The following is an 11,971-nucleotide window of genomic DNA, read 5'->3' as shown; positions in this document are numbered from 1 at the left end:
GAAGATTGTTATGACTGATACCCCTAATACGCCTGACACTTCTGCGGCGCAGAACGTTCAGGACACCGCCGCCCGCGCGGCTGAAGCTTTTGGCACCTTGGTTGAGACGATGGCGCTGTTGCGAGCCCCGGGCGGTTGCCCGTGGGACGCTGAGCAGACCCACGCCTCCCTAATCCGCTACCTGGTGGAGGAAGCCTACGAGGTTGTCGAGGCGGTAGAAACCGGCGGCGAGCCGAACATGCAGCTGCTACGTGAAGAGCTCGGCGACGTGCTGCTGCAGGTGGTATTCCACTCCGATATTGCTGCGGCGAACCCCCAGGGCTTCGACATTGTGCAGGTGGTTGAGGGTCTGGTGCAGAAGCTTCGTTCGCGCCACCCGGACGTGTTCGCAGCTGAGTCCGAGAACTCTTTGGAGGCGCCCCGCACCGCAGCTGAACAGCAGGTGGCGTGGGATGCACTGAAGAAGAAGGAGAAGAGCGACCGCGGCGCGCTGGATGGTGTGCCTCCTCATCTGCCGGCGCTCGCTATGGCGGAGAAGACTGCTGTGAAGGCACGTAAGGCGGGTATTATTCTGCCGCCGGAGCCTACGAGCATGGAGGACGACCTGCGCTATATGCATACTGAGGAGGATTTCGGTGAGCTGCTGTTTGCGCTGGTGAGCCGTGCCCAGCGTAACGGCCTGGATGCCGAGCGTGCCCTGCGTTCGTACACTCGCCGTTACATTGCTCAGCACACTCATGACGAGCCGAGCTTCTAGGCACACTTGAGCTTCTTTGTGGGGCAAATTACTTTTTGAGGGTCCCGTAGTTACGTTGAAGTGACTGCGGGGCCCTCTTTTACTATCTGAGTATCACTAAGTTTCTAAAAGATAGTAATGACCGGAAGCCCTGTCAGGAGGAAGAATGACCACCTCGTCCAGCCCGAAAGCCCAGCAGAGTATGCACGGAATGTCTGCTGAATCTGCCTACTCTCAGTCGATTGAGCGTGCCGCCAAGGCTATTCAAGAAGCCGACCTTGTTGTGATTGGTGCCGGTTCGGGTTTCTCTACCGCCGCCGGACTCACCTACAGTGGGGAGCGCTTCACGCGTAACTTTGCCCCGTACATCCAGAAATACGGTATGACCGATATGTACTCGGCTGGTTTCTATCCCTTCAAAACCTTGGAAGAGAAGTGGGGCTACTGGGCTCGGCACATCCTTGTGAACCGCTACGAACCGGGTAGTCTTCCCCTGTACGAGCAGTTGCGTGAACTGGTGACGGGTAAAGAGTATTTTGTGCTGACCACTAACGTTGATTCTCTCTTTGCTAAGGCCGGTTTTGATCCTGAGCGCATCTTTGAGCAGCAGGGCAATTACGGTGATTTCCAGTGCTCTCGACCCTGTAGTCAGGAGGTCTACAGTAACGAAGAGATGGTCCGTGCCATGGTTGAGCAGACGGACGAGAATCTGCGTATCCCTTCGAATCTGGTGCCCGTATGTCCGCGATGCGGTGCACCTCTGACCACTCACCTGCGTGTTGACGGTTCTTTTGTGAATTCGTCGGCTCGTCAGCGTCAGGAGAAGCGGTGGGAAGAGGTTCTGCAGTCCATGCCGGGTAAGAAGGTTCTTCTTCTGGAACTTGGGGTTGGTTTTATGACCCCGGTCTGGATTCGTTTCCCCTTTGAACGGATTACGCATGTGCTGGAGACTGCAACCCTTGTGCGGCTGAACCGTGACCATCCGGAGGCTATGGCAGAGAACAAGGAACGAACCGTATCTTTTGCTGAGGATATGCACCAGGTTCTACGGGACCTGCTGACGAAGAAGGGTACCTCGGTAGCAGAGGCTCAAGGTGAGGAGGTCGCCTCGTGAACGCCCTCAAAAGCTATGCTCTCGCTCTCGCGGAGGAGTATGCGCAGAATTCCGGTCAGGTGTTGCCAACTCTGCCTGATGACCCGCATCAGCTGTGGACGCTGATTGGTTCCCTTAACGCTGTGCGTGTTCCAGCTGAACCAGGGGAGGAGCTTCTCGCCTTGGAGGGGGCGGCATTCGCCGAATATGAGGCGCAGTTGCCGTCGCTAGCTAGTTTGGCTGATGCTACTGCAGCGGAGGGTGAATATGCGGGAATGTATCTGTGGCGCGGAGATATTACCCGTCTGCGGGTTGATGGCATTGTGAATGCGGCGAACTCACGTCTGCTGGGGTGTTTTGTGCCGCAGCATCGTTGCATTGATAACGCGATTCACCGTGCTGCCGGGGTTGGTTTGCGTGCTGAGTGCGCCCGAGAGGTCGCTCAACGTCCGATGCCGGAGCCGACCGGCTCGGTGATGGTGACTGACGCGCATCGTTTGCCGAGCCGCTATGTGCTGCATACGGTCGGGCCGATTATTACCGGGGAGTTGACGGACGCCGACCGGCAGGCTTTAGCTTCTTGCTACCGTTCTTGCCTTCGGGCTGCGATAGCGCAGGGTATGCGTTCTGTTGCCTTGTGTTGCATTAGTACCGGCGAGTTCCGGTTCCCTCAGGACGAAGCGGCTCGCTGTGCCGTGGAAACGGTCCGTGAGGAGCTGGATGCGGCACGCGCGGCGCATCAAATGGTGCCCGCGGTGGTTTTCAATGTGTTCACTGAACGTGATGAGCAACTGTACACGGAACTTCTAGGGTTGTCGTAGGGGACAGGGGGTGCCGGGATGGGGATTTATTTCTCGCCTGGTTACCTGTGCGTTCTACCGCGGTATTTGGGCTCATGTTGTGCTTTGGGCGGGTACCCACACTCTCCCAATGTGGGGGAGTGTGGGTCTTGTTCCGCTTTGTAGCGCCTGACTAAGGGTTATTGAGACCTTCATTATGGCGATAAAAAAGCGGTGGCAACTAGTGTGTTTGTGTGGGAGTTTTGCTAGAATTTAGGGGACGCGACTTGTCCACTACCGGGTGAGCCGTTCACATCCTTGACATCTCATAAGGAGAACAATTCATGGCTGTTATTACCGCAGTTCACGCACGCCAGATCCTGGATTCCCGTGGCAACCCGACCGTTGAGGTTGAGGTTCTGCTCGAAGACGGTGCTTTCGCACGCGCAGCTGTGCCCTCGGGCGCATCCACCGGTGAGTGGGAGGCTGTTGAGCGCCGCGATGGCGACAAGTCCGTATACCTGGGCAAGGGCGTTCTGGGTGCAGTGAAGTCTGTTATCGAAGAAATCGCTGAAGAGGTCATCGGCATTGAGGCTTCCGACCAGCGCGCTGTTGACGCAGCCATGATTGCTCTGGATGCAACCAACAACAAGGGCAAGCTGGGCGCAAACGCAATCCTGGGTGTCTCCCTGGCTGTTGCTAAGGCAGCTGCTGAGTCCGCTGACCTGCCCCTGTACAAGTACCTCGGCGGCCCGAACGCTCACGTTCTACCCGTCCCCATGATGAACATCCTCAACGGTGGTTCTCACGCAGACTCCAACGTTGACATCCAGGAGTTCATGATTGCTCCCATCGGCTTCGACAACTACTCTGACGCTCTGCGCGCAGGTGTTGAGGTTTACCACTCCCTGAAGTCCGTGCTGCACGACCGCGGCCTGGCAACCGGCCTGGGCGACGAGGGTGGCTTCGCACCCAACCTGGAGTCCAACGCAGCTGCACTGGACCTGATTGTTGAGGCAATCGAGAAGGCTGGCTACAAGCCGGGCGAGCAGGTTGCACTGGCACTGGACGTTGCTTCCTCCGAGTTCTACAACGACGGCGCATACGAGTTCGAGGGCCAGAAGAAGTCCGCAGCTGAGATGAGCGCATACTACGCTGACCTCGTTGCAAAGTACCCCCTGGTTTCCATCGAGGATCCCCTGGATGAGAACGACTGGGAGGGCTACAAGACCCTGACCGAGCAGATTGGTGACAAGGTCCAGATCGTTGGTGACGACCTGTTCGTGACCAACCCCGAGCGCCTGGCTCGCGGTATCAAGGAGGGCGCTGCTAACGCTCTGCTCGTGAAGGTGAACCAGATTGGTTCGCTGACCGAGACCCTGGACGCAATGGAGCTGGCTCAGCGCCACGAGTACCGTTGCATGGTTTCTCACCGTTCCGGTGAGACCGAGGACGTCACCATTGCTGACCTGGCTGTTGCAACCAACGCTGGCCAGATCAAGACCGGTGCTCCCGCACGTTCCGAGCGCGTTGCTAAGTACAACCAGCTGCTGCGCATTGAGGAAGAGCTGGGCGATGCAGCTGTTTACGCTGGCAAGTCCGCTTTCCCCCGCTTCAAGGCATAATGACGCTTGAAAGCTTATAAGGGATGTTCTGTTGAACTTCCCTGAACAGGCCGGGTCGATCCGGATACATCGTGAGGTAATTCATCACGTCATGTATTGTGGGTCGACCCGGTTTTTCCTTGTTAGAGGCATATAATCTTGGGTATATACTCACTCACGCTTCATACTTTCAAATGGTTTAAGACGTCAATTGACGACTTAAACCTATGAGCTAACTGGTGCTCTCTGTTCGGCTACTCGGGTCGTACCTGACTATATCGTGATGTGATTCATGACAGATAGTTACGGTGCGACCTTATTTTTATGCCTTGATAGGACACCCAGATTTTTCCACTCAATTTCTTAAAGGACTGTCATGACTGTATGTTTTATGATCCTCGCCCATTCGCGACCTCAGCAATTTCTTGAACTCACCCGAATCATTAAAAACTCGGGTGGAGAAACAGTCGCTTTTATCGATAAAAAAGCTAATTTGCAGGAATTTGAAACTGCTGATGCTCATTTTGTCAGCCGCCGGTTTAACGTTAACTGGGGAGGTTATTCCCTAACCCATGCTATGCAAGTTCTGCTGCGTGAGGCTCTGCAGACCTTCCCCGACGCTCATCACTATATTTTCTTGTCTGGCCAAGATTATCCGGCTCGTCCACTCACTGAATACATTGAGTACCTAAGCCGAGAAGAGAACCGTGACCGATGCTGGATGAACTTCTATGCAATGGCACCGGGTACGCAGTTCTACACTGTTTTGAAGTACCCGCGTTCCTATGACTTGAAAGCACGTTTGGGCAATAAGATGTACTCCCTGGTTCAGAAACTTTGGGACGTATACTACTCTCGCCGGCCTCGTATGAAGTATCCGGTGCAGTTTTACCGTGGCTCTTCTTCTTGGGTTGTTTCTCGTGAAGGAGCGCTGGCAATGGTGAAATTCCTCGATTCCAACCAGGGCAAGGCTATGCAGAAGTTCTTGCGAAAAACCCACGTTTCTGATGAGATTTGGGGTGCTACTGCTCTCCTGAATTCTTCTGCGAAGGAACATGCTGCCAACTGGGATACTGATGGTCAGCTTGTTCCTGGAACTATGAAGGAAGAGAACAAGGTTTACCACCATTACATTGATTGGGATCCTGAACGCGAGAACCCTGCTCTTCTACATAGCGGTGACCTTGAGAAGATTGATGCGTCAGGCAAGTGGTTCATCCGAAAAGTTGATGCTGAAAAATCGCAGGATTTGCTCGATATTCTGCGTCAACGACAGATTCTATAATCCTCAGATTCTGCCTCACCCGTGAAGAAAAGTGGTGCTACAAACCCGGTAGAATATGAAGGAAGCGTTTAGCGGTACAGAAGGAACGAAGGATAGAGCAATGAGCCAGCGAGCAAACCAGCAGACCCGGTCGCACTCTACGAGTTCCACCGAACCCGCTCAGGGCGCTACCACCTCCGAGGAACCGCGTGGAGCCGCGAAGGAAGCCGGCACCTCCCTGATGAAGAAGGCCAGCGCCCTCTTCTTTGGCGTGGGTTTGAACCAGCGTCATCCTGAGCGTGAACGTCAGGCGCAGGCTCGTCGTGAGGAACGTGCCCGCCGCCGCGCCGCGGCGCAGCAGGGCCGTGAAGAGGGCGGATATGACGCCCCCGTGGCGGCTCACATGTTCTCCGGCCGTAGCTTCTTGACCGCTGTTGTGGTGGGCGTGATTGCGCTCGGTACCGCATACCCGGTGGTCACCTACATTGACCAGGACCGGGAAATTAAGCGAATCAACACGCACATTTCTCAGCTGCAGCAGGAGAACGCGCAGCTGAAGGCGGAGCAGACCTGGTGGAACGACGACAACTATGTTCGCCAGCAGGCACGTAGCCGCCTCTACTATGTGAACCCCGGTGACACCCCGTACGTTGTCACTGGCATTACCGAGGACTCTACGAAGGCGGACGGCACTTCTGCGAATGCGAAGAACGCCCCCGAGGAAGCCTGGACCACCAAGGTTTGGAATTCTCTCGAGAAGAACTAGCCCCAGCTGCCGGCAGGAACCCTGCCCGTGCAGACACCCGGCATCAGTGGACGAGGTGACCCCTCGTTCCAGGAACTTAGGATTATGAGCACCGAAAACACCATTGAAGAGCTGAAAGCACGCACCCCCGGCGGCTTCGGCGTAACTGTTGAAACCCTGACCCCCACCGAGCAGGACATCCGCGTCCTTTCCGCGCAGCTGGGCCGTAAGGTCCGCGACGTGGTTGAGATTCCGGCACGCTGCGTGTGCGGTAACCCGCTCGTGGCTGCTACCGCGCCGCGCCTGAGCAACGGCACCCCCTTCCCGACCGTGTTCTACCTGGCGCATCCGGTGATTACCGCTGCGGCTTCCCGTCTGGAGGCGGGCGGTCTGATGTACGAGATGACCGACTCGCTGGCTGAGGATACCGACCTGGCGGCACAGTACGCTGCGGCGCACGAGAACTACCTGGCTGAGCGTGAGCGCATCCGCCTGATCAGCGGTACCGAAGAGGTTCCGGAGATTGACGGCATCTCTGCCGGCGGCATGCCCACCCGCGTGAAGTGCCTGCACGCTGTCATCGGCCACACCCTGTCGGTGGGTCGCGGCGTGAACCCGATGGGTGACCGCGGTCTGGACGCTATCGCCGAGTGGTGGACCCCCGAGGTATGCTCCTGCGACCCGGCGTGGCGTGAAGAAGCCTAAATAATTGATTCTGGTGCGCCCGCATCGTCTGTGAGGGACGGTGCGGGCGCATAATAGATAGAAGAAAGAGCGCCGAAAAGCGAAAAGTTTTCGCCTGCGGCGCTCGCGTTGCCTTTTGGCACTGATTGGTATTGAAGACCTGAAAGGAACCCACCGTGCGCGTTGGAGCGATTGACTGCGGTACGAACTCTATTCGCCTGCTGATTGCTGATTCCACTACTGAGGTGGTGGACGGGGTCGAGAAGACCGTCCTGAAGGACGTGGTGCGTGAGATGCGCATTGTGCGTCTGGGGCAGGGCGTGGACGCGACCGGCTGGCTGGCGCAGGAGGCGCTGGACCGCACCTTCGCGGCGGCTCGTGAGTATGCGCAGCTGCTGAAGGAGCACGGCGCTGATTCGGTGCGTTTCGTGGCGACCAGTGCGACTCGCGATGCGGGTAACCGTCAGGTGTTCGTGGACGGCATCCGTGAGATTCTGGGTATTGAGCCCGAGGTCATCAGCGGTGATGAGGAAGCTGCGCTGTCCTTCGCTGGCGCGGTGCGTGCTGTCGGTTACGGCGATGGCGACACCCTGGTGTTCGACCTGGGCGGCGGTTCGACTGAGTTCGTGCTCGGTGACGAGTCCGGCGTGAAGGCTTCCCGTAGCGTCAACATTGGCTGCGTGCGCCTGACCGAGCGTCACATGGTGAACGCGCCGGCGACCGAATCGCAGATTGCGCGCGTTGAGGCAGATACCGACGAAGCTCTTGACGTGGCACGCAAGACCGTTCCCCTGCAGAACGCCCGCCGCGTGGTGGCCGTGGCTGGTACCGCGACGACGATTGCGGCGGCCGCCCTGGGCCTGGATCGCTATGATTCTGAGGCCATCAATGCGCAGACCTTCTCCGTTGAGACCGTTCAGAAGACTTCTCGCTGGCTGGCTTCCCTGAACCGCACTGAGCGTGAGGAACTGGGCTACATGCACCCTGGCCGGGTGGATGTGATTGGTGCTGGCGCGACGATTTACGCCCGTATCTTGACCCGTCTGAATGAGATGACTGATGGTGCCGTGGATTCGGTGACTGTCAGTGAGCACGACATTCTGGACGGTATCGCGCTGTCCCAGCTGTAGGCTTGATTTCTCGCGCCGTAAACCGATGGTGGTTCGCGGCGCGAGGTCGGCTTGAGGAGTTTTAATGGTTCGTTCTGAGCGTCTTCGTTCTGAGCATCGGCGAGGTATGTCCCTGACCGGCTGGTCTGTTGCGCCCTCTTTCGCTTCTGCGTCTCGTGCATCCGCCTCTCGCGCCTCGGCGTTTTCTGCCGAAGGCGCTCCTCGCCGCACCCGTGCTCTTGCCGCTCTGGGCGCTAGTGCGGCGTTGGCTCTTCTTCCGTTGTGGACTCCGCTGGCTCCTGCCGCGTGGGCGACTGACCCGACTCCTTCTGCTTCGCCGAGCCCGAAGAGGGAGGTGACGGCGACTCCTGCACCGTCGGGTACTGCGGTGCCGAAGACTTCGGCAACTCCAAGTCAGGGCGCGGATACCGCTAGTGGTGACGATGTTCGTCATCGTGAGTACTGGTTGAAGGAGTACGGCATTACGTCGCTGTGGTCGCAGGCTACGGGTAAGGGCGTGACGGTTGCCGTAATTGATACGGGCGTGGACGGTACCCACCCGGATCTTGAGGGTAACGTGCTGCGTGGTACCGATGTCTCAGGCGTGGGTAGCGAGGACGGGTGGAAGGGCCTGGGTGCTGAGCCGATGCACGGCACGGAGGTCGCTTCGCTGATTGCCGGCCACGGCCACGATACTCAGGGGTATTCGGCGATTGCGGGTCAGCCGGGTAAGCCGACCGGCATGATTGGTGTGGCACCGGACGCGAAGATTCTGCCGATTTCGCTGAACATGGGTACGACCGGCGGTAAGAGCATCGACGAGCAGATCCCGGCGGCGGTGCGTTATGCGGTCGACCACGGGGCTCAGATTATCAACATGTCGATTGGTTCGAATAAGACGAGCTGGCCGCAGAGCTGGGACGAGGCTTTTGCCTACGCCGAGCAGAAGGGCGTGCTGATTGTGGCGGCTGCGGGTAACCGCGGTAGCGGCCTGACTCAGGTGGGCGCTCCCGCGACGATTCCTGGCGTGTTGACGGTGGGTGGTATTGACCGGAATAAGCAGGTTTCTGAGGGCTCGTCGACTCAGGGCATTTCGATTGCTGTGGTTGCTCCGAGTACGGATATGATTGCGGCGGCTCCCGGTAACGGGTACATGCTGTGGTCGGGTTCTTCGGCGGCAGCCCCTCTGGTGACGGGCGTTGCGGCGTTGTTGAAGCAGAAGTATCCGAAGGAGTCGGCGGCTCAGCTGGCTCAGCGTTTGATTGCTTCGGCTGATGACGCTGGTGCGACGGGCCGTGACCCTTTGTACGGTTACGGTGTGTTTAACCCGCAGGATGCGATGGCTTTGCCCGCGCCTACGGTGACGGCAAATCCGCTGGGCTCGATTTCTGAGTGGATTGCGGTGCATCGTAAGCAGCAGGTGAGTGAGCCGACTCCGAGTGATGCTGCTCCGGTGCATGAGGAGGGTGAGAGCATTGTGAAGGCGGCTGCGCCGGATGCGCGTCGCCCTCCGGAGGATCGTGGTTGGTTGCCGCCGGTGATTTTGGCGGCTTTGACGTTGTGGCTGACGATTATTACGGCTGGTTCGGTGCATCGTCTGCATAGGATGCATGTGAGTGCGGGTGAGGCAGCGCGGATGGTTCGTGCGGCGGCGCATCATCCGGGTGCTCATCGTGGAAAGCGTCGCGTTTCTGCGGGCTCGCAGCAGGGTGTCCGAAAGGGGACTCGTTAGGGTTCTCGTTAGTGTGGGTTTGCCTGTGTTTTTCTCCTGTGCGGGAGCTTTATCTGTTCGCCCGGGGCTGACTTTTGAGTTGGCCCCGGGTTTTATTGTTTGGGGTGGGGTTTCTCGCGGGACAGGCAGTAAGAAACGAAAATATCGAACGTACCGCGCAAAAAACGGAAAGGGTAATTTTGACCGTAACCCGCATCACGAGATGAACCCTGTTCATATCTTCAAAACTTTTAACTTAGGGTGAGCTCAAAGGGACCATAAGTGCGAAATTACCTAAACAAAGGCGTAAAATAGAAGGCAACAGGTATGTGATAGACAGGCTCGTGCTGCTAGCCACTTCGCGTTACGCAAGGACTTCCAGAGCGGGCCGTTTGTACGTCAGGGGAGCTTTCGGAACGAGCCGGAAGTTGCACATACCACCCTACCGGGGCTACCGAACCTCGGTACCTGAAGACTAGGAAGTAAGAAAATGGCATTCACTAAGGTGGCACAGGATCGTCCTCGCGTCCTGATTGTCGGTGGCGGCTACGTCGGCTTCACCGTTGCTAAGAAGATCCAGAAGGCTATCAAGGAGACCGGTGGCGTCGTCACCATCGTTGAGCCGAACCCCTACATGACTTACCAGCCCTTCCTCCCCGAGGTTGCAGCAGGTTCCATGGAAGGCCGTAACGCAACTGTGCCGCTGCGCCAGCACCTGCGCGACACCGAGCTGATCCCCGGCCGCGTTGTCTCCATCGATCACGCAAACCGCACCGCTGTAGTTGAGCCCACCGACAACGGTGAGCCCTTCGAGCTGAAGTACGACGAGATCGTACTCGGCGCAGGCGCAGTGACCCGTGCATTCCCGATTCCGGGCCTGGCAGAGGTTGCTATCGGTCTGAAGACCATTGAAGAGGCAGTCTCCGTTCGTAACTGGGTTCTGGACCGCATCGAGGTTGCATCCATGCTGACCGATGCTGAGGCACGCCGCCGCGCCCTGACTTTCGTTGTCGTTGGTGGTGGCTTTGCTGGCGTTGAGACCATCTCCGAGCTCGAGGACATGGCACGCGTTGCTGTCGAGCGCAACGAGCGTCTCTCCGTTTCCGACCTGCACTTCGTCATGGTCGAGGCTGCACCGCGCATCATGCCCGAGGTCCCCGCAGACCGTGCAGAGAAGGTCGTCGCAGAGCTGCGTGCACGCGGCATCGAGATCCTGCTGAACACCTCCCTCTCCGACGCAACCGATGGCAACCTGCAGCTGATCAACATGGCTGACAAGTCCCCCGCAGGCGAGGTCAAGACCGACACCCTGATCTGGACCGCAGGTGTGGCAGCATCCCCGATGCTGAAGAACACCGACTTCCCGATTGACGAGCGCGGCCGCGTTCGCGTGAGCGCAGACCTGCGCGTCACCGGCGATGACGGCGTGGTCGAGGGCGCATGGGCTGCAGGCGACAACGCAGCTGTTCCGGACCTCTCCGGCGGCGGCGTGGGCGGCTTCTGCGTCCCCAACGCTCAGCACGCTTCCCGTCAGGCTGTCGTTCTGGCTAAGAACCTGCTGGCTGCTCGCCGCGGCGAGCCCCTGACCGACTACTACCACGAGACCATTGGTGTTGTGGCAGGTCTGGGCCTGTGGAAGGGCGTTGCAAACTTCAAGGGCAAGACCATTGGCGGCCCGCTGGCATGGATCATGCACCGCGGCTACCACGGCTCTGCAATCCCCACCACCGAGCGTACCGTTCGCGTTATGACCACCTGGGCTCTGAACCAGATCTTCGGTCGCGACACCTCCTCGATCCGCCACCAGCGCTCCCCGCGCCTGGCATTCCAGGAAGCAACCGGTACTGCACCGGCACGCCAGAAGGCAAAGCTCTAAAATAGCCTGACCTAGGGGTATATTCCCTGAAGGCAAAGCAATGGGCGGTGTGGAAGACTTCGGTCTTCTGCACCGCCCGTTTTTGTGGCCGGACGTTCGCCAGCTGCTCGGTTTAGCCGCCCACCTGTGCTTTTGCGTGGTAATTGCTGTGGCTGAGCGCGGGGAACCGTTTGAAATGTGTTTCTGCTTAGATTCGGGTGCGTTTTCGTGGAATAATAGGTGTTTGTGCCCCGAACTATGCGGGGTGCGCCCCCATAGTCCAATTGGCAGAGACAGAGGACTTAAAATCCTTGTGTTCTGGGTTCGAGTCCCAGTGGGGGCACTGCGTAGACACTCGAGATATAGATAAGCGGCGGCTCCTCCCCACGGG

General features: G+C 58.2%; 10 protein-coding genes and 1 tRNA gene. All 11 read left to right on the top strand.

The genetic code is table 11. The features are described from left to right. Positions 1 to 10: 10 nt before the first annotated feature. Positions 11 to 757, top strand: a complete 747-nt coding sequence (locus QZ822_RS08545) for a MazG family protein (RefSeq protein ID WP_294643964.1) — start codon at positions 11 to 13, stop codon at positions 755 to 757. A 145-nt stretch (positions 758 to 902) separates the two neighbouring features. Beyond that, a complete protein-coding gene (locus QZ822_RS08540; protein ID WP_294643962.1) occupies positions 903 to 1,850 on the top strand; it encodes a Sir2 family NAD-dependent protein deacetylase in 948 nt (315 codons plus the stop codon). Next, entirely contained in the window at positions 1,847 to 2,650 is an 804-nt protein-coding gene (locus QZ822_RS08535; RefSeq protein WP_294643959.1) for a macro domain-containing protein, read from the top strand. The genes QZ822_RS08540 and QZ822_RS08535 overlap by 4 nt, the downstream gene beginning before the upstream one ends. 302 nt (positions 2,651 to 2,952) lie before the next feature. Continuing rightward, positions 2,953 to 4,233 (top strand): phosphopyruvate hydratase, encoded by a 1,281-nt coding sequence (gene eno / locus QZ822_RS08530; RefSeq protein ID WP_049350039.1) that lies wholly within the window; start codon positions 2,953 to 2,955, stop codon positions 4,231 to 4,233. Positions 4,234 to 4,588: 355 nt separating this feature from the next. After that, positions 4,589 to 5,497: a beta-1,6-N-acetylglucosaminyltransferase gene (locus QZ822_RS08525; protein WP_049354986.1), complete on the top strand. Its 909-nt coding sequence runs from the start codon at positions 4,589 to 4,591 to the stop codon at positions 5,495 to 5,497. A 100-nt stretch (positions 5,498 to 5,597) separates the two neighbouring features. Further along, positions 5,598 to 6,242 (top strand): septum formation initiator family protein, encoded by a 645-nt coding sequence (locus QZ822_RS08520; RefSeq protein ID WP_102033969.1) that lies wholly within the window; start codon positions 5,598 to 5,600, stop codon positions 6,240 to 6,242. 84 nt (positions 6,243 to 6,326) lie between these two features. Further along, positions 6,327 to 6,926, top strand: a complete 600-nt coding sequence (locus QZ822_RS08515) for a DUF501 domain-containing protein (RefSeq protein WP_294643954.1) — start codon at positions 6,327 to 6,329, stop codon at positions 6,924 to 6,926. Between the two features lie 155 nt (positions 6,927 to 7,081). After that, positions 7,082 to 8,035: an exopolyphosphatase gene (locus tag QZ822_RS08510; RefSeq protein ID WP_294643953.1), complete on the top strand. Its 954-nt coding sequence runs from the start codon at positions 7,082 to 7,084 to the stop codon at positions 8,033 to 8,035. Between the two features lie 64 nt (positions 8,036 to 8,099). Next, a complete protein-coding gene (locus tag QZ822_RS08505; protein ID WP_294643952.1) occupies positions 8,100 to 9,746 on the top strand; it encodes a S8 family serine peptidase in 1,647 nt (548 codons plus the stop codon). A gap of 469 nt (positions 9,747 to 10,215) precedes the next feature. Further along, positions 10,216 to 11,601, top strand: a complete 1,386-nt coding sequence (locus tag QZ822_RS08500) for an NAD(P)/FAD-dependent oxidoreductase (protein WP_294643951.1) — start codon at positions 10,216 to 10,218, stop codon at positions 11,599 to 11,601. Positions 11,602 to 11,849: 248 nt separating this feature from the next. Then, positions 11,850 to 11,923: transfer RNA gene (locus tag QZ822_RS08495), tRNA-Leu, on the top strand. The last annotated feature ends 48 nt before the right edge of the window (positions 11,924 to 11,971 follow it).

Source organism: uncultured Rothia sp. (genome assembly GCF_916715725.1).
GTDB lineage: Bacteria > Actinomycetota > Actinomycetes > Actinomycetales > Micrococcaceae > Rothia.
This window is presented reverse-complemented; position numbering and strand designations above follow the sequence as displayed.

Bases quoted from the DNA above. Each gene is read 5' to 3' on its own strand.
- eno (WP_049350039.1), top strand. From the start codon at position 2,953: ATGGCTGTTATTACCGCAGTTCACGCACGCCAGATCCTGGATTCCCGT.
- QZ822_RS08515 (WP_294643954.1), top strand. From the start codon at position 6,327: ATGAGCACCGAAAACACCATTGAAGAGCTGAAAGCACGCACCCCCGGC.
- QZ822_RS08540 (WP_294643962.1), top strand. From the start codon at position 903: ATGACCACCTCGTCCAGCCCGAAAGCCCAGCAGAGTATGCACGGAATG.
- QZ822_RS08525 (WP_049354986.1), top strand. From the start codon at position 4,589: ATGACTGTATGTTTTATGATCCTCGCCCATTCGCGACCTCAGCAATTT.
- QZ822_RS08505 (WP_294643952.1), top strand. From the start codon at position 8,100: ATGGTTCGTTCTGAGCGTCTTCGTTCTGAGCATCGGCGAGGTATGTCC.
- QZ822_RS08520 (WP_102033969.1), top strand. From the start codon at position 5,598: ATGAGCCAGCGAGCAAACCAGCAGACCCGGTCGCACTCTACGAGTTCC.
- QZ822_RS08545 (WP_294643964.1), top strand. From the start codon at position 11: ATGACTGATACCCCTAATACGCCTGACACTTCTGCGGCGCAGAACGTT.
- QZ822_RS08500 (WP_294643951.1), top strand. From the start codon at position 10,216: ATGGCATTCACTAAGGTGGCACAGGATCGTCCTCGCGTCCTGATTGTC.